Annotated in this window: 28 protein-coding genes; 15 read left to right on the top strand and 13 right to left on the bottom strand. The window is 62.1% G+C overall.

Annotation, left to right across the window (positions count from 1 at the left end; translation table 11 throughout):
* Positions 1-14 precede the first annotated feature (14 nt).
* Positions 15-2876 (top strand): molybdopterin-dependent oxidoreductase, encoded by a 2862-nt coding sequence (locus F4Y38_06620; protein ID MXY48963.1) that lies wholly within the window; start codon positions 15-17, stop codon positions 2874-2876.
* Positions 2877-2922: 46 nt separating this feature from the next.
* Here the strand turns inward: F4Y38_06620 and F4Y38_06615 are convergent, their stop codons facing one another.
* From F4Y38_06615 to F4Y38_06600, 4 genes are read right to left on the bottom strand one after another with little or no spacing between them, the layout of a single operon-like run.
* Positions 2923-3879 carry a carbohydrate kinase gene (locus F4Y38_06615; GenBank protein MXY48962.1) on the bottom strand — a complete coding sequence of 319 codons (957 nt, stop codon included), beginning with the start codon at positions 3877-3879 and terminating at the stop codon, positions 2923-2925.
* On the bottom strand, positions 3854-4324 hold the full coding sequence (locus tag F4Y38_06610; GenBank protein MXY48961.1) for a hypothetical protein: 471 nt from the start codon (positions 4322-4324) through the stop codon (positions 3854-3856). The genes F4Y38_06615 and F4Y38_06610 overlap by 26 nt, the downstream gene beginning before the upstream one ends.
* A gap of 45 nt (positions 4325-4369) precedes the next feature.
* A complete protein-coding gene (locus tag F4Y38_06605; GenBank protein ID MXY48960.1) occupies positions 4370-5305 on the bottom strand; it encodes a hypothetical protein in 936 nt (311 codons plus the stop codon).
* Between the two features lie 49 nt (positions 5306-5354).
* Positions 5355-5891 (bottom strand): hypothetical protein, encoded by a 537-nt coding sequence (locus F4Y38_06600; protein ID MXY48959.1) that lies wholly within the window; start codon positions 5889-5891, stop codon positions 5355-5357.
* 266 nt (positions 5892-6157) lie between these two features.
* Here F4Y38_06600 and F4Y38_06595 point away from each other — a divergent pair, with 266 nt between their 5' ends.
* The 7 genes from F4Y38_06595 (at position 6158) to F4Y38_06565 (ending at position 13581) form a co-directional block, all read left to right on the top strand.
* Positions 6158-7225, top strand: a complete 1068-nt coding sequence (locus F4Y38_06595; protein MXY48958.1) for a peptidase M42 — start codon at positions 6158-6160, stop codon at positions 7223-7225.
* Between the two features lie 28 nt (positions 7226-7253).
* The gene (locus F4Y38_06590) at positions 7254-8513 is read left to right on the top strand and encodes an enolase (protein MXY48957.1); all 1260 of its coding nucleotides are present in this window, start codon (positions 7254-7256) and stop codon (positions 8511-8513) included.
* A 72-nt stretch (positions 8514-8585) separates the two neighbouring features.
* Positions 8586-9335: an SDR family oxidoreductase gene (locus F4Y38_06585; GenBank protein MXY48956.1), complete on the top strand. Its 750-nt coding sequence runs from the start codon at positions 8586-8588 to the stop codon at positions 9333-9335.
* Positions 9336-9544: 209 nt separating this feature from the next.
* Entirely contained in the window at positions 9545-10927 is a 1383-nt protein-coding gene (locus tag F4Y38_06580) for an MATE family efflux transporter (GenBank protein MXY48955.1), read from the top strand.
* Positions 10928-11003: 76 nt separating this feature from the next.
* The gene (locus F4Y38_06575) at positions 11004-12062 is read left to right on the top strand and encodes a Gfo/Idh/MocA family oxidoreductase (protein ID MXY48954.1); all 1059 of its coding nucleotides are present in this window, start codon (positions 11004-11006) and stop codon (positions 12060-12062) included.
* Positions 12063-12134: 72 nt separating this feature from the next.
* Positions 12135-13361, top strand: coding sequence for a Na+/H+ antiporter NhaA (gene nhaA / locus F4Y38_06570; protein ID MXY48953.1), 1227 nt, complete (start codon positions 12135-12137; stop codon positions 13359-13361).
* 1 nt (position 13362) lies between these two features.
* The gene (locus F4Y38_06565) at positions 13363-13581 is read left to right on the top strand and encodes a hypothetical protein (protein MXY48952.1); all 219 of its coding nucleotides are present in this window, start codon (positions 13363-13365) and stop codon (positions 13579-13581) included.
* 86 nt (positions 13582-13667) lie between these two features.
* On the opposite strand, the gene F4Y38_06560 is transcribed toward F4Y38_06565, so the two are convergent.
* Complete coding sequence (locus tag F4Y38_06560; GenBank protein ID MXY48951.1) at positions 13668-14822, bottom strand: methionine gamma-lyase; 1155 nt, start codon at positions 14820-14822, stop codon at positions 13668-13670.
* A 168-nt stretch (positions 14823-14990) separates the two neighbouring features.
* Here F4Y38_06560 and F4Y38_06555 point away from each other — a divergent pair, with 168 nt between their 5' ends.
* The 6 genes from F4Y38_06555 (at position 14991) to F4Y38_06530 (ending at position 18595) form a co-directional block, all read left to right on the top strand.
* Positions 14991-15296 (top strand): HigA family addiction module antidote protein, encoded by a 306-nt coding sequence (locus F4Y38_06555; GenBank protein MXY48950.1) that lies wholly within the window; start codon positions 14991-14993, stop codon positions 15294-15296.
* Between the two features lie 15 nt (positions 15297-15311).
* A complete protein-coding gene (locus F4Y38_06550; GenBank protein MXY48949.1) occupies positions 15312-16304 on the top strand; it encodes an aminoglycoside phosphotransferase family protein in 993 nt (330 codons plus the stop codon).
* A 146-nt stretch (positions 16305-16450) separates the two neighbouring features.
* The gene (locus F4Y38_06545; protein ID MXY48948.1) at positions 16451-17377 is read left to right on the top strand and encodes a hypothetical protein; all 927 of its coding nucleotides are present in this window, start codon (positions 16451-16453) and stop codon (positions 17375-17377) included.
* Positions 17378-17386: 9 nt separating this feature from the next.
* Positions 17387-17770, top strand: coding sequence for an isochorismatase family protein (locus F4Y38_06540; GenBank protein ID MXY48947.1), 384 nt, complete (start codon positions 17387-17389; stop codon positions 17768-17770).
* A gap of 25 nt (positions 17771-17795) precedes the next feature.
* Positions 17796-18119 carry a nucleoside triphosphate pyrophosphohydrolase gene (locus F4Y38_06535; GenBank protein ID MXY48946.1) on the top strand — a complete coding sequence of 108 codons (324 nt, stop codon included), beginning with the start codon at positions 17796-17798 and terminating at the stop codon, positions 18117-18119.
* A 56-nt stretch (positions 18120-18175) separates the two neighbouring features.
* A complete protein-coding gene (locus F4Y38_06530; GenBank protein ID MXY48945.1) occupies positions 18176-18595 on the top strand; it encodes a hypothetical protein in 420 nt (139 codons plus the stop codon).
* 63 nt (positions 18596-18658) lie between these two features.
* On the opposite strand, the gene F4Y38_06525 is transcribed toward F4Y38_06530, so the two are convergent.
* Both F4Y38_06525 and F4Y38_06520 read right to left on the bottom strand, forming a co-directional pair.
* Positions 18659-18994 carry a peroxiredoxin family protein gene (locus tag F4Y38_06525; protein ID MXY48944.1) on the bottom strand — a complete coding sequence of 112 codons (336 nt, stop codon included), beginning with the start codon at positions 18992-18994 and terminating at the stop codon, positions 18659-18661.
* An 18-nt stretch (positions 18995-19012) separates the two neighbouring features.
* On the bottom strand, positions 19013-19234 hold the full coding sequence (locus tag F4Y38_06520; protein MXY48943.1) for a redoxin domain-containing protein: 222 nt from the start codon (positions 19232-19234) through the stop codon (positions 19013-19015).
* Between the two features lie 149 nt (positions 19235-19383).
* Here F4Y38_06520 and F4Y38_06515 point away from each other — a divergent pair, with 149 nt between their 5' ends.
* Positions 19384-20175: a sugar phosphate isomerase/epimerase gene (locus F4Y38_06515; GenBank protein ID MXY48942.1), complete on the top strand. Its 792-nt coding sequence runs from the start codon at positions 19384-19386 to the stop codon at positions 20173-20175.
* Between the two features lie 26 nt (positions 20176-20201).
* On the opposite strand, the gene F4Y38_06510 is transcribed toward F4Y38_06515, so the two are convergent.
* The 6 genes from F4Y38_06510 to F4Y38_06485 all read right to left on the bottom strand — a co-directional run bounded on the left by F4Y38_06510 (position 20202) and on the right by F4Y38_06485 (position 26510).
* Positions 20202-20684, bottom strand: a complete 483-nt coding sequence (locus F4Y38_06510) for an SRPBCC family protein (protein ID MXY48941.1) — start codon at positions 20682-20684, stop codon at positions 20202-20204.
* Between the two features lie 133 nt (positions 20685-20817).
* Positions 20818-21930 carry a hypothetical protein gene (locus tag F4Y38_06505; GenBank protein ID MXY48940.1) on the bottom strand — a complete coding sequence of 371 codons (1113 nt, stop codon included), beginning with the start codon at positions 21928-21930 and terminating at the stop codon, positions 20818-20820.
* Positions 21931-22010: 80 nt separating this feature from the next.
* Positions 22011-23705, bottom strand: coding sequence for a hypothetical protein (locus tag F4Y38_06500; GenBank protein MXY48939.1), 1695 nt, complete (start codon positions 23703-23705; stop codon positions 22011-22013).
* Positions 23706-23803: 98 nt separating this feature from the next.
* On the bottom strand, positions 23804-24724 hold the full coding sequence (locus F4Y38_06495; GenBank protein MXY48938.1) for an NAD(P)-dependent oxidoreductase: 921 nt from the start codon (positions 24722-24724) through the stop codon (positions 23804-23806).
* A 50-nt stretch (positions 24725-24774) separates the two neighbouring features.
* A complete protein-coding gene (locus F4Y38_06490) occupies positions 24775-25587 on the bottom strand; it encodes a class I SAM-dependent methyltransferase (GenBank protein MXY48937.1) in 813 nt (270 codons plus the stop codon).
* Positions 25464-26510 (bottom strand): succinylglutamate desuccinylase, encoded by a 1047-nt coding sequence (locus F4Y38_06485; protein MXY48936.1) that lies wholly within the window; start codon positions 26508-26510, stop codon positions 25464-25466. The genes F4Y38_06490 and F4Y38_06485 overlap by 124 nt, the downstream gene beginning before the upstream one ends.
* Positions 26511-26559: the final 49 nt, after the last annotated feature.

The raw sequence follows: 26559 nt of genomic DNA, 5'->3' as shown, positions 1-26559 counted from the left end.
ATGGAAAAGACCACATGTCCATACGCCATAAACCGGGATTGATCGAATCGCTGGCTGAGAAGATCGGCCTGATCCCCAACCTGCACGAAGAGGACGGGCCTGATCTCCCGAGCCTGACCGAGGGCGGCGCGCTCACGGACTACCCGCCGCCGGACCAGTGGGACGACTGGGTGGAGTACGAGGCGCAGGACTGGCCGCGGCAACAGGCCAAACGCTACATGGTGGTGCCCACGGCCTGCTTCAACTGCGAAGCCGGATGCGGAATGCTGAGCTACGTCGACAAGGAGACGATGGAGGTCCGCAAGTTCGAGGGCAATCCCTACCACCCGGCCAGCCGGGGGCGCAACTGCGCCAAGGGTCCGGCGACCATCAACCAGATCCGCGACACCGACCGCATCCTCTATCCCGTGCGCAGGTCGGGCGCCCGGGGGAGCGGCGAGTGGGAACGGGTGTCCTGGGACGACGCGCTGGACGACATCGCCGGCCGGATCCGCGAACGGCTGCAGCAGGGCGCGAACAACGAAATCGCCTACCACGTGGGCCGGCCCGGCGCCGAGGGCTACATCGACCGGGTGCTCAAGGCCTGGGGCGTGGACGGGCACAACAGCCACACCAACATCTGCTCGTCGGGCGCCCGCTTCGGCTACGCCCTCTGGCATTTCTTCGACCGGCCGTCGCCGGATCACGCCAACGCGCGGTTCATCCTCCTCATCAGCGCCCACCTGGAATCGGGACACTATTTCAATCCCCACGCCCAGCGCATCATCGAGGGCATGATGAAGGGGGCAAAACTCGCCGTCATGGACCCGAGGCTGTCCAACACGGCCAGCATGGCCGACCACTGGATGCCCACCTATCCGGGCAGCGAGGCCGCGGTGCTGCTGGCCATGGCCAACGTCATCCTGCAGGACGGCCTCTACGACGGCGCGTTCATGAAGACGTGGGTGAACTGGCAGACCTACCTGGAGAAGGAACATCCGGACGCGCCGCGCACCTTCGAACGTTTCATCGAGGCGCTCAAGGGGGTCTACAGCGAATACACCCCCGAGTTCGCCGAGCAGGAGAGCGGCGTGCCGGCGGCGCATATCGTGGAGATAGCCCGGGAGATCGGACGGGCGGGATCGCGGTTCGCCACCCACAACTGGCGCAGCGCGGGCAGCGGCAACGCCGGCGGCTGGGCCGTGGCGCGGTGCCTCCACTTCCTGAACGTCCTTACCGGCAGCGTCGGCACGGAGGGCGGGACCTCGCCGAGCGGGTGGAACAAGTTCAAGCCCAACGTCTTCGACCATCCCCCGGACCAGAAGTTCTGGAACGAACTGCATTTCCCGAAGGAATACCCCCTCTCCCATTACGAGATGAGCTTCCTCCTGCCCCATTTCCTGAAAGAGGGGCGTGGGAAGCTGGCCGTCTACTTCACCCGGGTGTTCAATCCCGTGTGGACATACCCCGACGGGTTCACCTGGGTCGAGGCGCTGCGCGACGAGGAGAAGGTGGGGCTGCACGCGGCCCTGACTCCCACGTGGAACGAGACGGCCTATTTCGCCGACTACGTGCTGCCCATGGGCCACGCCAGCGAACGCCACGACATCATCAGCTACGAGACCCACTCGGGCACCTGGATCGGTTTCCGCCAGCCCGTCCTGCGCGAGGCGCGGCGGCGCATGGGCGATCCGGTGACCTTCACCTACGAGGCCAACCCGGGCGAGGTGTGGGAAGAGGACGAGTTCTGGATCGAGCTGTCCTGGCGCATCGATCCCGACGGCAGCCTGGGGATCAGGGACCATTTCATCTCGCCCTACCGGCCCGGCGAGAAGATCACCGTCGACGAATACTACCGTTACATCTTCGACCACGTGGACGGGCTGCCCGAGGCCGCCGCGGAAGAAGGGCTGTCCACCCTGGACTACATGCGCAAGTACGGCGCTTTCGAGGTGGAGAAGACGGCCTACGCGAAGCACCTCAAGAAGCTGGATGACGAGGCCGTCGCGGGCGCTGAGGTCGACCCGGAGACGAATACCCTGGTCGCCGACGGCAAGACCGTAGGCGTCATGGTGGACGGCGCGCCGCGTGCGGGTTTCCCCACGCCGTCGCTCAAGCAGGAATTCTACTCCCAGACCATGGTGGACTGGGGCTGGCCGGAGTACGCCATCCCCACCTACATCAAGAGCCACGTGCACCCCGACGAGCTCGACCGCGAGAAGGGTGAGTTCCCGCTGGTGCCCACCTTTCGGCTGCCCACGCTGATCCACTCAAGGTCGGGCAACGCCAAGTGGCTCAACGAGATCTCCAACCGCAACCCCGTGTGGATGCACCGCCAGGACGCCGACCGGATGGGCATCACCACGGGCGACCTGGTCCGGGTGACCACCGAGATCGGCCATTTCGTGGACCGTGTCTGGGTCACCGAGGCCATGAAGCCCGGCGTGGTCGCCTGCTCCCACCACCTGGGCCGCTGGCGGCGCAAGCAGGACGCGGACGGCAATCGCTGGTCCGTCAACCTGGTGGATATCCAGGAGGCGGACGGCGGCAAGTGGCGCATGAAAGTGATGGACGGAATCCGGCCCTACGAAAGCGCCGACCGCGACTCCTCCCGCATCTTCTGGCGGGACGGCGGCGTGCACCAGAACATCACTTTCCCCGTGCACCCCGATCCAATAAGCGGAATGCACTGCTGGCACCAGAAGGTCCGGATCGAAAAGGCCCGCGAAGAGGACGCCTACGGGGACGTGATGGTGGATACGGAGAAGTCCTTCGAGGTGTACCGCGAATGGCTGGCCCGGACGCGCCCCGCGCCCGGGCCGGGCGGATTGCGCCGGCCCCTCTGGCTCAACCGTCCCCTGCGGCCTGCGGAAGAGACCTACTACCTGCCTGAATAATCCGGCGTTTCCTTTACACTACCCTTACGCTTCCATGACGGTTCCCCTATGCTTCCCGGAGGGTATTCCGGACCGCGGAGCACACCGCCTCGTCGGCCGCCGGCATAGCGCCGGTCTGAGACGCGACCCAGGCGCCGAACCGGTTGGCGGCTTCGCTCACCCGTTCTAACGGCACGCCGCGCAGGTACCCGCTGGCCAGGACCGCGGTGAAGGCGTCGCCGGCGCCGATGGTGTCCACCACGTCGACCGGCACGCCCGGGTGGGCCACGGTCTCCGACGCGGTGACCAGCAGGCTGCCTTCCGCGCCGCGGGTGACGCAGACCACTTCCAGCTCATAGTGCTCGCGTAGCTGCCGCGCCATGGTCTCGAGATCCTCGCCCCCGAGGTCCAGCAGGGGACAGACCGTGCGCAGTTCCCCGTCGTTCAGCTTGACGATTTGGGCGTGATGGAAGGAATCGTGCAGCAGGGCCGGGGCGTACCGGTCCTGCCGCAGGTTCACGTCGAAGAGGCGAAGGGCGGCGGGCCCCAGGGCCTCGAGGAATGCCGTGACCGCGGTCGCCGAACCCGCCTGGTGACGGCACACCGTCCCGAAGCACACGACATCCGCCCGGGCCGCCAGCGCCGACCAGCCGGGCGTCCACGCCATGTGCTCCCACGCGACATCACCGTTGATCGTAAATTCGGGCTGTCCGTCTGGTCCAAGGGCCATCTCGACCGTCCCGGTGGGATAGATTTCGTCCCGCTGTATCGCTTCGGTGGAGAGACCGTGACCGGCGATGCGGTCCACGGCCCGGTCCCCGAGGTCGTCCCGGCCGACCCGGCTTGCTACGATGCCCTCTTCTCCCAGGAGGGACGCGAAGTAGGCGAAGTTTGCCGGGGCGCCGCCGAGTTGGGGGCCCGACGGCAGCATGTCCCAGAGCAATTCACCCAGGCCGGCGATGGCGTAGCGGTCTTTTATTTTAGCATTGAGGTTTGGACTAATCGTTCGGCTGATTTTGTGCATCCCCACCTTCGTCGCCGGGGTTTGGCCGACTTTCAGTCTGCATCTCTCCACGGTAGATGACACCGATGATCAGACCGAACAGCCCGAACTGGAGAAGTAGATAGGCCGTTTCCATCCAGATGAACGCCGACACTTCCGGCACCTTCTGCTTGGCGACGAAGGCGAGCACGTGAGAAGTCCAGAAGAATGCGCCAGTAATGAAAGCGAACCTGATCCCTCGCCGATATGAAGTTCCCTCGGCCTTCAGCATCGGAAACAGGATGGAGAGCAAAACGCCCTGGAGCACGATGGTGAGCAATCCGAGCAGAAAATCAGGCTCTCCCTCGAAGTATCCGAACGATTCATACCTCTCATTGAAAAGAAAGATATGCCAGACCACGGCAAGGGAGAACGTGCAGATCGTATAAGCGGCGGTTCCCAGGATCAACTTCTTGACGTTGATCATCACGCCCCCGCGTTCGAATACGAGGGTGGTTCAGTAGCCATGGCCTTATTTCAGTTCCACCTCGATCGTGCCGAGGGTCGTGAAGCTCATCACGGCCTTGCTGCCGGCGCCCATGCGGGGCGGCGGGAAGACCGTTCCGGTGATTACCACGTCCCCCGCCCGGAGGTACTCGTCGCTGTAAGTGGTCAACTCGTTGGCCAGCCAGGTCAGCGCTTCCAGGGGGTCCACGCCCATGTTCATGGTGGCCAGGGCGGAGGCCCTTTCCTCGCCGTCGATCACCACGGTCGCGGTTTCCTTCGTAAAATCCACCTCGTCGAGGGGCACCCGCGTTTCGCCCAGGATGATCCCCACGTGGAAGACATTGCCGGTGACGTCATGGTCACGCGTGGACGGATGCTCCTCGGTACCGTTCGTCCACGTGGACAGCAGTTCGATCACGCCGCCTACCGCACTGACCGCATCGCCGACCTGCTCACGGGTCAGATCGGGACCGGGGAGATCCACGCCGATCCAGAAGGCGAACTCGCCTTCCACGGTCGCCGAGTCGGGCACGAAGGCCGAGGCTTCCACGGGCGTCCCGGGCTCGAATACGTTCGACGCCATGATGTGTCCGTAAATAGGATCCAGCGTGGCCGGGTCCTCGGGCATGCGGGAGAACCCGATCTTCCAGCCGACGCGCTCTTCATTCTTCAGTTTCTCGGCCAGGATGTCCGCCTGGATGTCGTAGGCCGTCTGGCGGTCCATGTCGGGGAAGTTGACCGCCATGGCCTCGGTATTGATCTTCTTCCGCTCCGCCTCCAGCAGGTGGGCGACGATGGCGGCCCGGTCCGAGTCGGGCGTCAGGGTCGTGGTGAGGACGTCGGCGTCGGCCGCGGTTTCGGCGTCGGCCGCGGTTTCGGACGCGGGCGCTGCCGTTTCCTCTTCCGTGGCCGCGCAGGCCGACAACATGGTTACCAATGCGCCGCATGCGAGTATTGCCATCAGATTCCGGTACATAATGACTCCTGTAAAATAGATAAATCAGGAAGGATCACTGGAGGATCCCGATGATTGATAACGCCAGGACGAGAAGGAACGCGGCCGACAATACCCAGGTCAACCACCGCTTTTCGGGCTGGCGAACCCAGTAGAACACGATCATGGAAAAGAAAAGCGCCTGGGCCAGGGTCTCGATGCTGCCGCCGCCGAACTGGGCACCGAAGGGAATCGTGGTATAGATCAGACCTTCTATGGAACCCGGCGCCGGACCGAACGTACTCAACATCCCCACCACGACCAGGACCGCCCAGATGGTCAGCCAGCCGTAGGCCCGGCCGAAGTACTCGCGCCGCAGCAGGTAGAACACTACGCCGAACAACACTCCACGTATAGGCTGAAAGAGCGGTCCGGCCATTAAGACCGGATCGTCCATGCGCTTCATGTAAACGTTGAAGACCGGTTCGTCCCAGAGCGCTCTGTAGTCGAAAAACGCGTAGGCCAGCGCACCGGCGACGAAATACGTCACGGTGTGCACGACCGTCGTTTTCGTGACGATTGCCGCCAGCGTCCATTGAGCGGCTTTAACCATACATTGCTCCGGAAACCACGCCCGGATCCAGGCCGGCGATCTGCGCTTGAAACGGCTTCGGGGTTTACGACGCCCGTAATCTCCGGCAACATGAAGGCGGTAACTCCGGACACCACGGCGGCGATATCTGGAGTTTATACATAACATGCCCTCTGTCAAGTCTTTACCCTTGATCTGGAGCCGATCGAAAAGTACTATTTCACGCATACCTTATCGACAAACGCTCGACGACCGCGACCGTCCATTCAACCCGCAAGGAGCGATCCATGTCCGCCGACGACCACCTCGTTTCGCTGCTCCAGGAACTCGTTTACGCCCGGGGGCCGTCAGGCCAGGAAGACGAGGTGCGGGCGGTCTGCGAACAGGAACTGCAGTCCCTGTGCGACGAGACCCGGGTCGACGCCGCCGGCAACGTCGTCGGCCTGTTAAAGGGCGCCTCGCCGGACGCCCCGGTGATCCGCGTGATGGCCCACCTGGACGAGCTGGCCCTGGTCGTCAAGCGCGTCAACGAGGACGGCACGCTCCGGGTCAATCCCCTCGGGGGCATCTATCCGGCCAACTACGGGCAGGGCCCCGTTGAGATCCTCGCGGACGACGGCATCGTTCCGGGCGTCCTGTCCGTCGGACCGCAGCACACGACGGCCGATTCCGCGCGGATCTGGGAGACCAAGGCCAGGGGCGGCAACGTGGCCATGGACTGGAAGCACGTGTACGTCTTCACGCGCATGACGGCGGCACAGCTCAAGGAGGCGGGGATCCACGCCGGTACGCGCGTCGTCATCGCTCAATCGCGGCGCGCTTTCTGGGAAATCGAAGACTGCATCGGCGGGTATTTCATGGACAACCGGGCGGCCATCGCCATCGCCATTGGCGCGGCCGTGAGCATGAGGGACCGCGGCGTCCGGCCCGCGTGCGATGCCTACCTGGTGATGACCACCTCCGAGGAGATCGGTGGTCACGGCGCCGCATATGCCGCGCGGTCCCTGCCCGGCGAGGTGTCCCTGGCCGTGGATTCCGGCCCGGCCTGCGAGGAATACGGCGTGGCGCTCTCCGACGAACCCATCGTGGTCTACGGCGACGGAGGGGGACTCTACGACAAGGCCGTCGCGGACCGCCTGCTGGCGTGCGGACGCGCGCTGGACATGGACCCCCAGTGCGCGTACTGGCAGAGCTACGCCTCGGACGCCACCATGGCCAAGTCCGTGGGGCAGACGCCCCAGGCCGGCCTGCTGTGCATCCCCACGGAGAACACACACGGTTTCGAGATCATACCCCGCAACAGTCTGGTCCGGTGCGCCGCCCTGCTGGCGGCCTACCTGGAAAAACCGGAGTAACCGGGAGGAACGGAGCAACTTCATGCCCCTGAAAGTCACCAACGTGGAACGCTTCACCGTCACCGTGCCGTTCACGCAGGGACAGCGGCCCATGGCGGAGCGGACGGTTTACAACTGGTCCGTGTTCGAACTGTGCAAGGTCACCACCGACGCCGGCCTCGTGGGCTGGGGCGAGACCATCGTCCACTACATCCACGCGCGGGTGACCGACCAGAGCGTGCAGCGCGTCATGGGAAAGAGCCCGGCGGACTTCATGCAGGACGATACGATCGGCGCCGGGCTGCAGATGGCCCTCTACGACGTGGTGGGCAAGGCGCTCGAGGTTCCCTGTCACAAGCTCCTGGGCAGCAAGGTGCGGGACTGGGTGCCCATATCCTGGTGGTCCAACGAGGGACCGCCGGACGACTGGGTCCGCCAGGTGCGGGACGCCGTGGACAAGGGGTATACGACCATCAAGCTGAAACAACGGCCCTGGCACGACATCCACGAACAGATGACGGAAATCGACGCCAACGTGCCGCGCCACTTCCGGGTGGACCTCGACGCCAACGGCTCCATGCACAACGCCGCGGCGGCCATGCCCGTCATGCGCGGCCTGGAGGGGTTCGACATCGTGGCCATGTTCGAGACGCCCATACCGCAGCCCGACATCCTGGGGAACCGCCAGTTGCGGCAGGTCATCAGCCGTCCCATCGCCATGCATTTCGGTTCGCCGCCCTACACCACAGCGATCCGCGAGGCGGTCTGCGACGGTTTCGTCGTCAGCGGCGGCGCCACGCGGGTTAAGTACCAGGGCATCCTCAGCGCGGAGGCCAACATGCCCTTCTGGCTCCAGATGGTCGGCAACGGGCTCACCACCACCTGGGCCGCCCATCTCGGCGCCGTCCTCACCCACGCCACCTGGCCTGCCATCACCTGCGTCAACCTGTACCGCCACCACCTGCTCAAGCATCCCATCGAGGTCGTGGGCGGCTTCCACCGCGTGCCCGACGGGCCCGGGCTGGGCGTCGAAGTGGACGAAGAGGCCATGCACGGATTCCTCGTCCCGGATGACGTGATGCGACCCTTTCTCGACCGGGACGAACCCTACGACTTTCCCAGGCCGCGTTTCATCCGCACGGCGGTTTCTCCCGACGGACACCGCGTCCATTTCGGGAATATCCGTCACGGCTGGGAACTGGAGGCCTACACGCCCGGCATCCGAACCGAATACTGGCGGGAGGACGGCACCGCGGAGTTCGAGGACCTGTGGCGCCGCACCCGGGAGTCACCGGTTACCGAACGTTGACCCGGATACTGGGGCTTGGCCTGGATTCCGCGACACAACCCGAATTCAGCGACATAGCAACGGAGCAGAACCATGAGACTGGCAGACAAGACGGCGATCGTAACCGGCGCGGCCTCGGGCATTGGACGGGGCACCGCGGAGAGGATGGCGCGGGAAGGCGCCCGGGTCGTGGCCGTGGACATCAACGAAGTGGGGCTGGAACAGACGGTCGAATCGATCCGCCGGGAAGGCTGGACGGCCACGGCCTGCGTCGCCGACGTGGGCCGGGACGAACAGGTTCGGAACATGGTCCAGTGTGCGGTCGACACCTACGGCGGGCTACAGATACTGCACAACAACGCGTACTGGCACGCGCCCGGACCGGTGTGCGACCTGGCGGAAGCCGATTGGGACCGGACGCTCGACGTGTGCCTGAAAGCGATCTACCTGGGCTGCAGGCACGCCATCCCGGTCATGAGGGAATCCGGCGGAGGCGCCGTCGTCAACACGGCGTCGGTGCACAGCCTGGCCGGGTTTCGGGACTACGCCGCCTACGACGCAGCCAAGGGCGGCGTCATTGGGATCACGCGGGCTGTCGCCGTGGACTACGGTCCGGAGATCCGCAGCAACGCGGTGCTGCCCGGCGCCATACTGACGAATGCCTGGGACGGCCTCGACGAGTCGATACGCAAACCCTACATCGACCGGCCGCCCATGAAGCGGCTGGGTCTGCCGGAAGACATCGCGTCCGCGGTGGTGTTTCTCGCGTCCGACGAGGCGTCCTTCATCACCGGCGCCAGCCTCGTGGTCGACGGCGGACTGACCATCGTCGGGGACGCGTAGCGTTTCAGGCGGAGGTGCGTAGCATTTCAGAAAGGGACGCGCAGCATCGCGCACTTTTCTGCAAGAATCGCATGTACCGATCCGACTGATTCGTATGATGCGAAGTGTCAAGGACGGCACGGAAGATCCGGTTCGGCGCGAAATGTAATCTGCTGTGCCATCGTTCCTGGCGTTATATCCTGTGAACAAGTCAAAACCTCCCACTAAAAATGAGCGTTTCCGATACATCGAAACCTACGGACCAGGATACGGCACCCGCCTTCCATCCCACCTCGGGAAGCGTGAACCAGGTGTGGCTGCTGGCCTACCCGATCATCCTGGCCAACATGTCAGAAACGCTGCTGGGCGTGGTCGACACGTACATGGTCGGCCAACTGGGCGTGGCCGAGATCGGTGCCGTGGGCCTCGGATCCATGCTCGCCTGGCTTTTCTACCTTCCGTTCCTGGGGCTGGCGATGGGGTTGAACACCTTCGTCGCCCAGAGCTACGGCGCGGGCAACCGGAAGGACTGCGGCTACATGACGTGGCAGGGGCTGTACATGGCCGTGGCCAGCGGCGTACTGATCCTGCTCGTCATCCCCTTCGTACCCCTGTTGTTCGACCTCGCGGGACCCTCCGCCGAAGTGCGGCGCCTGGGGATCACCTACCTGCAATGGCGGCTGATCGACGGTCCGGCCTTCATGGTCGCCATGACCGCGGCCAGCTTCTTCCGCGGGATCGGCGATACGAAGACGCCGATGAAGATCGGCATCACCATCAACATCATCAACGTCATCCTGAACTACGGGCTGATCTACGGACACTTCGGCCTGCCCCGCCTCGAGGTACAGGGATCGGCCATGGGATCGGCGCTGGCCGGCATACTGGGCGGGGGAATTTACTTGGTCCTTTACCTTTCCCGGCGGCTTCGTCCCTACGACAACCGGTCCGTGCCGCGGCCCCGTTGGCTGGACCAGGTCCGGCTCTTGAAAGTCGGCGCCCCGATTGGCCTGCAACGGTTTCTCGACATCGGCAGCTTCGTCATCTTCGCCGCCATCATCGGAAGGCTGGGAAACGCCCAGCTGGCCGCGAACCAGATCGCCATCCAGCTGATGTCCATCTCCTACATGATCGGCCTGGGCATCGGCATGGCCGCCGCCACCCTCGTGGGGCAGTATATCGGGGCCAAACGTATCGCGCTGGCCGAACGCAGCGCCTACAGCGCCCTGAAACTGGCGATGGGCATCATGGTCTTCGTCGGCCTGGCGTTCCTGTTGTTTCCCGAACCGCTGGTCAGCTTGTTCAACGACGATCCCGACGTCATCCGCTACGGCAGGCAGGGACTGCTGTACGCGGCGCTGTTCCAGGCCTTCGACGCCCTCGCGGTCATATTCATCGGCGCCCTGCGCGGGGCCGGCGACACCCGGTGGTCTGCCGTGGCCGCTTTCATCGGCGCCTGGGTGATCTTCCTTCCGATGACCTACCTGCTCGCCTTCACCCTGGAACTGGACTTCTGGGGCGCCTGGCTGAGTGCGACCATCTACATCTGCCTGCTCGGAATCGCCTGCGTCTACCGGTTCCGGCAAGGCGCCTGGAAGAGGATGGTGATATAGCGAGGCGGTTAATATCGAACGCGAGAGGTTTTCCATCGAATCCCAGACGATTTCCAACAAGAGAACGGAGTACTGAGTGTCTAACAAAAAGAAATGCCTGATGATCGGCGGCGGCGGCATGGCCGGGGCATGGATACGCCGATTCTATCCCCAATTCGAAGACCGGATCGAAATCGTCGCCCTGGTGGACATCAATGCGGATATCCTCCACGATTCCGGGGATTTCCTGGGGCTTCCACGGAGCCGCCGGTACACGGACATGGTAGCCGCCTTCGGGGAGGTGGAAGCGGACTACTGCACGATCGTGATCCCACCGGCCGTCCACCGGGACGCCGTAATGCAGGCAGTGGAACACAAGCTGGACATCCTGAGTGAAAAACCGATTGCCGACACGTGGCCCGCATGCGTAGATATATACAGGGCGGTCACGGAAGCCGGCCTGAAGATGCACGTGATTCAGAACTACCGCTATTCCAGCCGCATGCTGACCATGCGGCAGGTGCTGCGGGACGGAGCACTGGGACGAATCAACCACATCCAGGGCCGCTTTGCCGCGGACTACCGGAAGCACGGCACCTGGGGCGCCTTCCGCTACGAAATACCGCACACCCTGCTCGTGGAAGGCGCTGTGCATCACTTTGACATGATGCGGAATCTCTCCGGGGGAGACTGCAAGACGATCGCCGGATGGGAGTGGAACCGGCCGTGGAGCACCTTCCAGGGGGATTGCTGTGCCATGTACGTGATGGACATGACCAACGGGGTGAAGGCGGCTTACGAAGGTTCGTGCCTGGGCGCCGCCGAGCAGAACAGCTGGCACCAGGAGCACTACCGCGCCGAATGCGAGGAAGGCGCCGTAGCCATCGGAAGCGACGGGGTCACGCGCATGTACCGGCATACGCCCGGCAAGGGCATGCTGGTCGAGGACGTCAGTCCCGTAGTGCCGGAGTACGACGGACACCAGTGGCAGATCAACGAGTTCCTGGACTGGATCGACGGCGGCCCCGCGCCGGATACGCGCCTGGAACACAACATACGGAGCGTGGCCATGGTCTTCGCCGCCATCGAGGCCTCCCGCAGCAGCCGGTCCGTCGACGTGGAGGAGATGGTGGTGCGGGTGGCGGGCCCGGTCTGACGTGCAGATGGCGGACGCAGCCTGAGGTGCAGATAGGAAGCGCAGCCTGAGGAGGTACGGGTAACACAGATTATGTCGAATCAGAAATTACCGTTCATCGACGCCTTTTTACGCCTGGAATCCGCCAGCGGCATCCTCCTGATGCTCGCGACCGCGCTGGCCTTGATTTTCGCGAACTCGTTCCTTGAGCCGCTTTACCACTTCCTGCTGAATATCCCGATTCAGATTCACATTGCCGCGCTGGATATCCACAAGCCGCTGCAGCTCTGGATCAACGACGGCCTGATGGCCATCTTCTTCTTCCTCGTCGGCCTGGAACTGAAGCGCGAATTCCTCGAGGGCGAGTTGTCGGACCGGCGAAACATCGTCCTGCCCGGCGTGGGCGCCGTCGGCGGCATGATCGTCCCCGCGCTGATCTATTTCCTCTTCAACAGCGGCAATTCTGACGCATTGCGAGGCTGGGCTGTCCCGGTGGCCACGGATATCGCCTTCGCCCTCGGCGTGCTGGCCCTCCTGGGCTCCCGCGTGCCCATTTCGATCAAGGTCTTCCTCACCTCCCTGGCCATACTGGACGACATCGGGGCCATCGCGATTATCGCGGTGTTCTACGCTGCGGAAATATCGATACCGGCCCTACTGGTAGCCGCGGGCTGCGTACTGGTACTGTTCTTTCTGAACAACAGGAACTGGGTCTCCCACAGTTCCTACATGATGGTCGGCGTAGTCCTGTGGATCGCCCTGGTGAAGTCCGGCGTCCACGCGACGCTGGCGGGCGTGATCCTGGCCATATTCATTCCCATGCGGTCCAGGACCGATCCCGACGTCTCGCCGCTCAAGATCCTGGAGCACGATCTGCATACGGTCGTCGCCTTCGTCATCCTTCCCGTGTTCGCTTTCGCCAACGCCGGGATCAGTTTCGAGGGCATGACGCTCGATCAGGTCCTTCACGGCGTTCCCGTCGGTGTGGCGCTGGGCCTGTTCCTGGGTAAGCAGATCGGTATCTTCGGCCTCTGCTGGATGTTCGTCAAATTCAAATGGGCCAGCCTGCCCACGGGCATGACCTGGACGAGCATATACGGAGCCAGCGCATTGTGTGGCATCGGGTTTACCATGAGCCTCTTCATCGGGTCGCTGGCCTTCGCGGACATCGACACGTACGGGTTATTCGACGAAAGACTGGGGATCATGGCCGGCTCGCTGCTGTCGGGCGTGTTGGGCTACATCGTCCTGCGTAACTGCCTGCCGCCCACGGAGAAGAAGACCGAGCCTGTTGGGGAAGAGTTAGAGAGGGTGGTGTGAGATGAACGCTGGTTTCTACGTCGTTTGCATCGACAACACGGACTACACCGCATCATTGGAAAAACACAAGATTTACCGGGTTGTCCGTGATGAAGCGGCGAGGGACGATGGCGACCTCCGGGTTATTGACGAGAGTGGAGAGGACTATCTCTATCCTGCGGCCAGGTTCGTCACAATATCCGTACCAGATGAGGTGGAGAAGTCGCTCGCCCTTGATTGATACCGGCTATCTGGGGTTAGATTAACCAGGTACATGCGGTCGCGGTTTCCACATCGTCTTACCGATACCAAAAACGAACGCCCACTCTACGCATGCTCCAGCGCCTGGTCCAGGTCGGCGATGATGTCGTCCGGATCTTCCAACCCCACTGAAACACGTGCTTCAAAACCTCCGTACGCGCCTTCGTCCGAAGGCAGGATCAGCGTCTCGACATCGCCCAGGCTGTACCACGGCTTGCACATACCCAGATTGCCGATGAACCGGTCGAGCGACACGCCGGGACGGGCATAGAACCGCATCATACCGCCATAGCCGCGAAGATATCTGGTCGCGGCCACGTGTTGGGGATGGGATTGCAGTCCCAGGTAGTCGACCCTTTCGACCTTCTCGTGCTGTTCCAGATATTCGGCCACCTTCTGGCCGCTGGCGCAGTGCCGTTCCATCCTGAAGGCCAGGGTCTTGAGTCCCCGGTGCACCAGGAAGGCGTTCATAGGCGCCAGCACGCCGCCCATCAGGATGCGCATATAGTGGATCTGCTTCCGGATCTCTTCGTCACAGCCCACAACGATACCAGACAGTGCGTCTCCGTGACCGGCCATGTATTTGGTCATGGCGTGGAGGACCACGTCGGCGCCGTAGTGCAGGGGACGTAGCAGGTAGGGGGAGAGGAAGGTGTTGTCCACCACGACCAGCGCGCCGGCTTCGTGGGCCATGTCCGTGGCGCGGACCAGGTCGATGAACTCCATGGAGTGGGCGTAAGGTTCGAAATAGACCATCCGGGTGGGCTTCTCCAGCGCTTTTTTCAGGGCGTCCAGGTCGCACAGGTTGACCATCTCGACGTCAACGCCCCATTTCACCGGCAGCACGTCCTGGAACAACATGTGGGTACCGGCGTACACGGTCTCGTGGCAGACCGCCCGGTCGCCGCTCCGAAGCAGGCCGAACAACGTCTGGCTGACCGCCGACATGCCGCACGAGGTCGCCTGCGCCCACTCCGCGCCTTCGAGGATCCTCACCTGTTCTTCAAGCGCACCGCTGGTGGGACCGCCCGCCTTGTCCAGCCCGCGGCCGTAGGAGTTCGTCCCTTCGTAACCCTCGCGGTAATTGGTGTTCCCCTGGTAAATCGGCACCGCGGACGACGTGCCGTGGTAGCCTCCGTGGATGGCGTCCGTGGTGAAATCCCGGTTGTCGGCCGACTGGTAGTCGTCGGCGGCGAACCGCAGTTCGTGATCGTTGGGCATGGCGTGGTGTCCCCGGATATAAACCAGATGGCTGTTGTGTTGGCGTCTGGACCGATGAGGAAACAGTGTTTAAAGGATTCACATAACGTTACTATAGTATTGGCATGATCCTATCGTTCAAAGACCGTTTTTGTGGACGAACTTGTAGACTACCACCAGGAGTTTCACATGCCTGCTGCTATTATGCCTCCGATTCATCCCGGAGAGATCCTCAAGGAAGAGTTTCTCGAACCACTAGGTCTGAGTCAGTACCGTGTTGCCGTGGATATTTCAGTTCCCCCGCGCCGCATAAACGAGATCGTGCACGGCAAACGCGCCATTTCGGCCGACACCGCTTTACGACTGGCTCGCTATTTCGGAACTACGGATCGATTCTGGCTGAATCTGCAGACCCACTATGACCTGGAGTTGCAAAGGGATCGGCTGGGAGAACGATTGAAGACTGAAGTACGCGTGCTAAACCGATCGAACTGAAAGCGTGCATACCTCATGTCCCAGCTTCCTGCATTCCTTCCAAGACTACTCGCCGAAGCCGGGCAAAGCCGTAATCCCATCCGATCTGTCGAGCCGCTCAATACCGGCGTGACCAATCGAACGTCCCTCGTAAAACTCCGGGACGACACACGCTACATCCTCCGCGAATACGAATGGCCTTACGCTACAGATGACGACCTGCAAAGGGTCGAAAAAGAACTTTATTTGCACGATTTGTTATCGAAGCATGGCGTACCCGTGCCGGCCATTGTCGCGCATCACGATGATGAAGACGGATGCGCCGTGCTGATGGAATTCAAACCCGGATCCCTTCTGGGGAACGTTGTCGATAACCTGACCGATGGACAGCGCGCTCAGGCCTGGCGGGCTGTCGGCGCCGCGTTACGAAAAGTGCACGCCATCCAGCTTTCCGATCGCTGCCCGGGATTGATCGTCGGAGAACGCATTCAGCCTTTTGACGAAGGAACCTGGGGTGACTTTCACTACCACCAGGCCGTGCGGCATGCGGAGAGCCTGCTGAAGCGGGACCCGGGACTTCGTTTCGAACTGTCGTCGATGAAGCGGGTACTGAAGCAAACGGTACCCCTGCTGAACGAAAGACCCCTGGTCCTGCTGCACAACGATCCCCATCCCTGGAACGTGCTGGTTCACGAGGAAACCGGCCACTGGAGGTGTTCCGCCTGGCTCGACTGGGAGTACGCCTGGTCCGGCGATCCGACCTGGGACCTGGCCAGGCTGGAGATCTTCCGGTTGAAGCCGATCGGCCCCACACCGGCCGCTTTCTATGAAGGATACGGCAACACCCCGAAAGATCCTGAATGGACGATCTACGAACTCTCCATCTATCTCTGGATGGCCGACCAGTACCTGGATGGCGAGGTGGATGAGCAGCGGGTACTCATGCCCACCTACAAGGCGGCGATGCGGTACCTGGAAAGGATCGACGACGTGGTGGACAGGATCGGTAGGACGCTCGGAATACCCTGAATGTTTTTCTGCAAAAACCTGGAAGTTTCCTCTCGTATTTCTTGACATATACTAAACAAATATATAGTATATTGGTCTGGATGAATCCCATTTAAACAATGAGGGTTTATTCGATCCATTGCGATATTTGACGAGAGGATCAGCAAATGCACATCGCTTATACCGGGAACAGCCATTACTGTTACAGCAACAGCCTTCACATGTGTCTGCAGCACGCCGGCATGGCCGATCTTCCGGAACCCGGCCTGTTGGAATGCATGACGGGTATGCCGTTCGGCGAGCTGTTCCTGCAGTTTGATACTCCACTGTTCTTCCCTAGCCACGCCGACCTGAATCCTAACAGCGGGATGTCCCGTGCGCTCAGCATTCTGGGTTGGACGTGTACACAGTGGGAGGGTGACGATGTTGAATCGGCTCTTGAAGCATTAAAAGCTAACCTGAAGAACGGCCCCGTACTGCTTGGTCCCCTGGACCTGGGTTTCCTGCCCTATGACCCGAATCACCGGCTGAAACGTGGCGGAGACCATTTCATTATAGCTCTGAAACTCGAAGGCGACCGTGTACAGGTGCATGACCCGCAATTCTATCCATTCGCGGTACTGCCGGTCGATGACCTTTTGCGTGCGTGGAATGCCACTGATCTCGGCTACGCAACAAGTGCATACACCCTGCGCGGCGATTTCCGGGAAGACCGTCAGGTATCGACCGAAGACATGCTGAAGGCTACGCTGGAAAACGCACGAGAACTGATTCATGCCGCCCCCTCCGGTCCGGTCTTTTTTGGAGGTTCGCAGGCGTTCCGGATGGCCGCCGAGGTGATCCGCGGTATACCGCCCAAAGGATTCGCGGCCATGCTGGTCCACTTCGTCCTGCCGATCGGCGCCCGTCGTTGCCTCGATGCGGCCGATTTCATGAAGTCGGCAGACCAAACTGAAACCGCGGAATGGTTGGTCAAAAAAGCCGAGTCATACGGACTGGCGCAGTACTATGCCACGCAGGAAGACTGGAAAAGCACGGTAGGGCAATTCGAAGAGCTGGCTGAGATTGAAGACCGCATCGTGGAATGCATATAGGAAACGACATTGGGCAACGTACACAACGGAAAACCGGGCGACCCGGATCGGACGGATTCACCAGGATGGCATATACACGAACGGGTTTCCCCGCAGAAGGGAGATATCGTCGTTCAGAAACGAACTCCGGATGCGTTTTGCGAAGCTCAGTTAGCATCTATTTTGAATGAAAAGGAGATCGGCAGGTTATTCATTACAGGCGTTCAAACCGAGAACTGTATCAGCACGACCTGCCATCATGCTCGTATTGCAGGATATTCGATAACGCTAGTCAAGGATGGACACAGTACTTTCGATTCCGATGTACTTACAGCAGAGCAGATTATCGCTCACTATAATGATATCCTCGGTGACTTCGCAGACGTGACACCTGCAGGCCAGGTTCGGTTTTGACAATTACGCCGTGGAAGGTGCAGCAATGAAACGAGTTGACCACAACAAGCTTGTGCGGGACAGGATTCCCGATATCATTGCTGCTGCGGGCGATCGTCCGACGACCCGAGTTCTCGACAGGGCCGAGTATATTCATGAACTCAGACGCAAACTTGTGGAGGAAGTCGGGGAATTCAACACTTCCAATGACGCCGAGGAATTAGTTGATATCCTGGAGGTGGTATACGCTATTGCGTCTCGAATGGGAATTGATCCGATACAACTCGAGAAAATGAGAAACGCGAAGAAGGAGAAAAGAGGAGGATTTGAAACGAAGGTCTTTCTTATCCATACTGAACCGCGTGAATAACGCAACGCTTGTGAGCGTTCTGCAGATTACACACCCATATAGAGTCGCATCGCCATATGAAGATCAAACACCTTTCCATTACGGCATCAAAACCCGAAAGGGCAGCGAGGGTTCTGGCAGAATTGACGTATGGATCAGTATATCCATTCACATCGAGGACCATGGAAGGTGCCTGGGTATGCGCTTGGGACTGTCAGTCGGGTGAGATGATCGAATTTATCCCGAACATCTACCTGCTCTGCCCCGGGGAACACGCCGCGGAATTCAGACCGGTTGAAGAGGTACAGAATTTCAATTCGACCCATTTTCTGCTTGAAACGCAGCAAAGCCTCGACCATTTGAAAGCGGTGGCGGAATCGCATGGACTTCACCACCGCTTTCGGCCGAGGCTGGGCGGACCGCTCTACGAAGTCTGGCTGGAAAACCAGATCCTGGTCGAATTCGTGTCCGACGAGATCAGGAATCTGGTGTCCTGACTTCAACTTCGCTTCGTAAACTCTACCTCAATCAAACTTCATCTCGACTTCAAAACCGACTTACTACCCTTCGATCATATCCAGGATCTCCACCAGGCTGTCTGTCGACGGCCGGTCGAAGGGATCCGAACCCACGTACTTGAACCGAAGGACGCCTTCCTTGTCGATGATGAAGGCCGTGGGAATGACTTCCGTCCCCTTGTCGGTCGCTTTCTGGATCTTGAACTTGGTGGGAATGGCCCGATCCGGGTCGGCGAGAACGCGGAAGGAAAGCGCTTCCCGCGTGACTTTCGATTTGGCGACGAAGTCCCTGGTCTGGTCGAGGTCTTCGGGATTGATGAAGAGTAATTCGGTGTCGAGTGCTGCTATGCGTTCGTAATCGGATTGCAACTGCCCCAGTTGCCGTAAGCAAAGGGGTCACCAGTAGCCTATCCAGCCGCGGTCGACGACCACAAGCAGGTTCTTGCTGCCCTTGTAATCGGCGAAGTTGACGGTTTCGCCGTTGACGTCCTGCAGGCTGAACTCCGGTGCGGCCTCACTCAGCCTCGGCGCCAAGTTACGGGGTTGCGCGTCGGCGGACTCCGCCACCAGGCCGACCAGGGCCAGGGCGAAGCACCACCGCGCCAGTGTATGAATCATGGTCTTCCTCCTCGTTTCAGATGCAGCGCAATTCGCTTGCGTTTTGTTACTTATAATATAACCTACCCCGACACGACTGTTAACTTCAAAATTACCGCCGTCCGCAACGATTTCATGTGCCCGCAACGATTCCAAGGAGCCGCCTCCCCATGAAGCCAGGCATCACGCAACTCTGTCTCGCCCGCCAGGATCTCGAAGCGGATCTCTCAAAGGCCCGAAACCTGGGCTACGAGGCCATCGAACTGGTTTTCTCCGACAGCGGTTTCCCGAACATTGACGCCTCGACCCCGGAGATCGCCGCCGTGGGGGAGGCCTGCAGGAACCACGGCCTCGAACTGAGTTCCATGATCGCCATCCGCGGCGATGCCGGATCCCTGCTATCGCCGTCCGCGGAAGAACGGGCGAAGCGGGTTGCCATCCTCAAGCGCGGTTTCGAAATCGCCGAGATCCTGGGGGTGGACGCCCTCCTTCTGCATCCCGGAGCGCTCGATCCGGCGAGCTCCTACGGGACGACCTGGGACAACTTCCGCGACGCCCTGCGTGATCTCGCGCCCGAGGCGGAACGTCGCGGCACACGGATCGGCATCGAGAACGTGTGGAACCAGTTCATGCTGAGTCCCCGGGAAGCCCGCCAGCTCGTCGACGAGGTCGGGTCGCCCGCCGTCGGGATCTACCTGGACACGGCCAACATGATCCTCTACGGCTACCCCGACATGTGGATCAAGGAACTGGGCCGCCGGATCTTCAAGGTGCACGTGAAGGACTTCCTGCGCGGGGAAGGCGCCTGGGTCCAGCTGATGGATGGCGACACGGACTGGCCTGCGGTCATGACCGAACTGCGCGGCATCAGTTTCGACGGAGCCCTGGTGAGCGAGGTCGGCGGCGACGACGACAACATGCGGGAAACCGCCGAGCGCATCCGGAGGATCATCGCCCTGTAGATACGGATCCTGGCCTGGAGACCTCGTCAGTCAAGTTTCCGCGCGTGCTCAACGAGTTGATCGAGTGCCGTGCCCCAGCCTGTAAAAAACCCCATTTCCTCGTGCTTTTGGCGTGCGGCTTCGTCGTGATGCCGTACAAGCGCACGATAGCGCGTACCGTCGCCTTCGGGCGCCATCGTGATGATGGCCGTCATGAATGGTGACGCACCCGGACGATAGCCTGGCTCCAGTGCATCGGTCCATACGAGCCTCCGGTGCTCGACGATCTCCAGATAGCACCCTGTGCCCGATACCTCTTCGCCTTCGGGTGAGCGCATCGTCGTGCCGAAGGCGCCGCCGGGCCGCAGATCGATTTCACAGGCCGTCGTCTCCCACGGCTTCGGCGTGAACCATCGCTTTAACGCCTCGGGCTCGGTCCAGGCTCGCCATAGCTGGGCGGGCGTGACGTCCGGGATGTGGCGCTCAAGGACGAGATCCAGGGCTGGATCGATGTCGTCGTGCATGGTCATGGGCTGACCGCCTTTTTCGACAACGCCCCCTGGGTTCAAGTAGAGGCGGGTCGGCATTGGTCCAGGTGAGTTTACCGGGTTTCCGGCACGGCCTTTCCGGGTAGGTCTGGCAAATCGCAGGAAGGGGCTGTTTTCAGCGCGCCTTCGAGATGGCTTCGGCGTACTTGATCACGCCGTTTACGTAGGAGTCGATGGGGTTGTAGCTGAAGATGGCCCTGCGGCGTGCGGCATCGGCTGTGCCGTACTTGCCGCGTTCGTTGAGATACTTGGCCACGCTCATGATGGCATCGGGCCACGAATGCAGGTCGATTTCGCCATCCCCGTCTCCATCGGCGGCATGGGGCATGCTGGCCGGCATGAACTGGGGATACCCGATGGCGCCGGCCCAGGAACCGTGGAGCGAAAGCGGGTCCACGCCGGTGGCCTTGCTATGGCGAAGGAGCGCCACCAGGTTGCCGACGCACCTGCGGCGGATTTTCGCGAATCGTTCCTGCTGTCTTTCGGCTACCGCGGCAGAGGTGAGCGGATCGGCTTCACCCCCGGCTGTAATGCGTCGCACGGCGGCCTGCTGGGCTTCCTCCAGGTATAACAACTGGGCGACCAGGACATTGAACACGCGGTAGTTTCCCGTGAACTCACCTAGGCCGGATTCCCACATCAGGATGGACACGATGTCCTTCGGGGCCACACCGTAGGTCCTCTCCGCCCGGTCCAGCAGGTTTTTCTTCTCTTCGAGGAACGCAACACCCCGCTTCACCCGCTTTTCCGCCAGGAAGACGCGCGAGAAATCCTCGTGGGCCTTGTTCTGAATCGCGACGCTCCGGGGCGTGGCCACCTTGATCAGTTGGTTGTTGTAGACCGTACGGCTTTCGGGCCGGTCGAACAGGGCCAGGAATTCCACCTCGGACACGGGCGATCCTCCGCCCTGTCCGGACGCGAGACGCTTGATCAGGTCGGGCAGGTAAGACGCTGCGGGATGGGACCGCGGCAGGTCGATAATCGTGGATTTACGCAGTTCCCAGGATTGCGGGGCATCCAGCGCGGCGACCGGGTCCGGCCGGATCAGCAACAGCGAGACCAGACCGGCAAGAAACATTGACCTTTTCCACGACCTGTATGGGTATCTCATCTGACGGATCCTTGTGATTGGTTGGCGATGCTCAACAAAAGCCAATGCATAGTTACCGTATGCGGTCGAATCTGTCAAGGTCATTGTACGGCGTGGAGTAATATACTTATGATTCATATTTTCAATAGTTTATACACTTTATCTCTTCAGTTTGCATCCTCTACCTTTGCGTCGTGGTAACTACGATCCTTCGTTTTTCAGAACACCAGTTTCTTCAGCTCGTGTTTCTTCGTGAAGTAGACACCGTCCCCGTACATCGGACCGGGATTCTGGAAGGCGGACGGCGCTTCGTGAATCGTGGTCACAACGCCGGCGGCGGCATCGAAACGGTAGAAACATTCGGTCGTAAATCCGTATATCCCGCCATCGGGACCGGTCTGGAGGCCACCTTCCAGCGAGCGACCACCCGGCAGGGAAGCCAGGTGCACGAATCGCCAGTCACCTGCATCGAAATCGAATAGGATGGACCCGGATCCCGCACGGGCCGTCCCGCATAGCAGGCCGCCGTCCATGACGGCCAGCGCGTCGACGGCCGTAACCTCTACCGGAAGCCGGCCTTCCCACACCTTTTCCTCCTTCTCGTAATCCCAGAGGAACAGCGACGCCTGGTCTACGCGCGGCTGCGTGCCGGTGCCGCCGTCGATCGTCGTCCCGATGGCCAGCAGGCCATGGGCCTCCAGCCAGGCCAGTGACCAGCAACTGGCTTCCCCGGCGATATCGCGATAGGTACCGAACGCATCCGCGACCGGATCGTACCAGGACAACGGTCCTCCCCACATGCCGTAGTTCGGTACGGAGGCCGTCCACACCCGGCCAAGCGGACCTGCGACCATGGAACGTGGTCGATAGGAGAATTCGTCCATGCGGCCGAGATCCCGGGGGTTGCTGCCGGTGTCCTTTCCAAAGTGATAGGGCCGGGCAGGATCGTAGACGGACAGCACGGCGCCCGGGTAGGAACAGATGTAGAGGCTGCCGTCCATGTTGGCCATGGAATAGGCTTCCCCGGTGGCGGTGGTGCATATGCCCAGGTCGTCCATGGCGCCGGTGGACGGATCATGTCGAAACAGGTGCAGAGGCAGGATGCTCGAACCGTACAGGTTGTCGTCGGGCCCGCGATGCACCAGGAAGATCTCGCTGCCCGCGGACTCGTAGGCTACGGGCAAGATGCGCGTCCCGCCGGATTCCGGCCGGGTAATGGCCATCTCGCGGAACATCTGGATTTCCCGGTCAGCGAAATCCGCCGTGGATCCGTCGGACATCGTCAGCGGCGGCGCCGGGTCGGGGAGGGCTGCAACGGGTTTGGCCTCGAAGCCGTCCAGTCTGAAATCGCCTGCGGTCGACCGGATGTAGAGTTGGTCGTCGGCCGCCCTGTACAGGTTAAGCGATCCCCCGTCCTCCGTGACCACCACGGGTCCCACGGTCTCGCGCCGGCCCGATACTGGATCGTAGACGACCACGTGCGGACGGGTCATCCTGATGTTGCAGGCGACCGTTCCCCCGGCGCCCACGTAGGGATAGCAGTACATGTCGGTCTCGTCCATCCGCCCGTGGCGGGTGAACGCACCGGACGCCGGGTCGTAGCTCGTCAGGCCGGCCGACCCGTAGCATCCGATCCAGATTACGCCGTTTTCGTCTTCATCCATATTACAGGGGAAGGTATCGTCGGGCAGGTTGATGGCGCCCAGGTCGTCCAACTGTTCCGTCTTGGGATCGTAACAGTGGAGATGCCCGGCGTAGGCGGCGCCGACGTAGATCCGGCCATCTCGGGTGCGCAAGGCGCCCGTGGGGAAATTGGCGGTGGGATCGGGCGAAGTCGCCTGGGACGTCGCGCCGGTGGCCGGATCGATTTTCACGACGGTGAATCCCGCCGCCTGCTGGCCCATCACGGCCACCAGGCAGTCCCGGCCGACTCCGTCCAGCGTGGGGAAGACCCGGACCCAGTTGACGCTGCGGACCGGTATGCCGATGGTCTGGATCGAAGGGATGGCGCTTACCCTTTCCCGGATTCGCGTGCCCGCCGCCGCGCCTCGTCCGCAAAGATGGCCACGGTTTCCTCCAGGGTGCGGTTGCGGTCCACGGTCTCGGGCCGTTCGTGGCCAATGGGACTTTCGGCGATGAGGCGGAAGATGTGCTCGGCGCCTTCGTGAAAACCGGGCGATACCCCGGCCCGTTCGTACGTCGCCGCGATCTCCTGCATTTCACCGATCCAGCGGAAGGCCTTGGCCGACAGGCTGTTTACGCCGCCCATCGCCTTGAGACGCTGCCCCTGGCTTTCGGCGAATTCCGCCAGCAGTTCCTCGCTCAGGTCCATGACTTCGGCGGCCGTCAGCGCCGCGGCATAGAGGGCGGAGGTCCCCTTGGTGACCGAGGCATAGCACATCTTGATGCCCGACGCCCGGCCCACTTCGCCGCCCAGCGGCCGGACGAGGATGCCGTGGCCGTCCAGTTGCGTGAGTATGGCCTCGTGGGGGCCGGAAGCGTAGAAGCGCGTCTTTTCGTCCGCGCCGGGTGGACCGCCGATGATGCCCGCGTCGATGAAGCGGCCTCCGGCGGCGGTGACGACCCGGTCGATCTCCCGCGCCGAATCCGGGGAGATGGCGTTGCAGTCGGCGTAGGCCGGCGAGGACCCGGTCCGTCTCGAGGACCCGGTCCGTTTCATCACCTCCGCCACCTGGCCGGCGAGGGCCCGGGCCTGGTCGGGCACGAGGATGGCCAGGATCAGGTCCGTGTCCCGGACCAGTTTGTCCAGGTCCGGCTCGTCCCGGATGCCCGCGGCCGCCGTCAGCGTGCGAGTTCGTTCGCTCCGGTCCGTCAGGCAGGTGGCCACGTCGAAGCCGCCCGCCTGGAGGCACCGCCCCACGGAATGGCCCATCTCTCCCGGGCTCAATATGGCGATTCGTTGTACCTGCATGTACGTCTCCTCGCTGGATCTCAGCTGGCCGGATGTCAGTTGGCCGGACCTCAGCTTCGGTTCCTCCTGGCCACCATGCGCCGGATCACCCGGTGGCCTTCGTCCACGTCCTCTTCGTGCAGCACGGTATACTCGCCGGCGGGTAGCCGACTCGCGGGTTCATCCGCCTTGAAGCACCAGTCCGGGTTCTGCGAGGGCCGGTACCTCAGGTGGTCCAGGGTAAAGCCCTGCCAGGCGATGAGTCCGCCGTCGGCGACCACGGGCCAGGCATAGTCGAAGACCGCCTCCTCCCAGTACATCACGCAGATCACGAGCGCGAACTTGCGACCGACGGGCGGACGCCAGGAAACCAGGTCCGCTTCCACGCAGGTCAGTCGGGACCCGATGCCCCTTTTCGCCGCCTCCGTACGCAGACGGTCCAGGGCCACGTTTGATATGTCGACAGCAAGCACGTCGCGTCCGTCGCCGGCCAGGGCGAGGGCCTGGTTCGACAGGCCGCAGGCGAGTTCCAGTACGGGACCGTCCGGATATCCCAGGACCGCCGCCCGGTCGTACAGCGGGCAGAAACCCTTGGGCGCCAAGCGCTTCGGCGCCAGGTACCTTGCGTTCCACTTCAGCCGGTCGGGATGGTCTTCGAGTCGTTGCGTGCGGGCCTCCGTGTTCTTCAATGCGATTACGCAGGTTTCGATGGCCGACTGGCCGGCTGATGGCTGGACGACTGCCCACTGGTCGCGATCGATTAGGCGGAATTCGACCGCGCCTGGTATTCCTGGGCCACGACGAGGATGTGGCTGCCCTGCCTGACCGGCTGGCGGAACGCCTGGGACAGCACGAAACCGTCCACGCCCGCCCGTACCGGCCAGGGCGGATCGTCCACGCGGTAGAAGTCGTGCAGGTTTCCCACGACCTGCCCCGCCGCCACGTGCGCGCCGCAGGCCATGAGCGGTTCGTAGTGACCCGGGAAAGGCGCGGGAACGTAACAGGCCCGGTCGATGATGGCCGTCAGTTTCTGGGTGCCGTCGGCGTGATGGGCGATAGGCTGAATGTCACCGGCAAGCTGGCCGTGGTGGATGGCCGCGGCCCGAATGCCGTGCCGCGCGTACCGTACGCCGTCCGGATTGACCGACTCTCCCCAGCCCAGTTCGGTGCCGATCGTGATCTTTCCCAGCCGCTCGGCTTCGCTGACCATCAGCCCGGGGGTCTCGTTCTGGTAGGCCATCAGAAAGGGCGTGCCGAACCAGCGCGCCGTGTCTTCGATGACGGCGGCCTGTTCCGGGTCATCCACCTCGTGAAAGCTGGAACACAGGGCGAAGTCGAGCTCGGCCCCGCCGGAATGGATATCCGTCACGACGTGCACGCGGGGCCAGAGATGTTCCCGCACGAACCCGGCGATCCGGTGGGTGATGCCCGCGAGGGCCGGTGAGGTGCCGGCGTCGTCCACGAAAGCCCGGTTCAGGTTGACCCCGTCATCGGCGTCACTGGCCCGGCGGCCCGCGTGGAAGGCCGCGGGGTTGAGCACGGGAATGAAGATCAGCCGCCCCTTGACGGCTGCCAGCTCGATCTCCTGGAGCAGTCCCTTGACCGCCACCGGTCCTTCGTATTCGTTGCCGTGGTTGGAACCTGTGGCGAGAAGGCCTTCGCCTTCGCGCACGTCGGGTCCGACCATGACCGTCAGGGGGATGAGATGGTCCGCCCAAAGTGAATCGTGTTCGAGGGCGACCCAGTAGTCCCGGCGCCCGGGGGAATCGAGATCGAGTTTGTCGGGCCGTACGACTTCACGAGGCATGGGGGATTCCTTTCACACAGAGACGCCGAGGAGGCCGTCCGCGGCTCAT

Source organism: Gemmatimonadota bacterium (genome assembly GCA_009838645.1).
Classification (GTDB): Bacteria; JAAXHH01; JAAXHH01; order JAAXHH01; family JAAXHH01; genus JAAXHH01.
The sequence above is the reverse complement of the archived record's forward strand: the minus strand, read 5'-3'. Positions and strand labels throughout refer to the sequence as shown.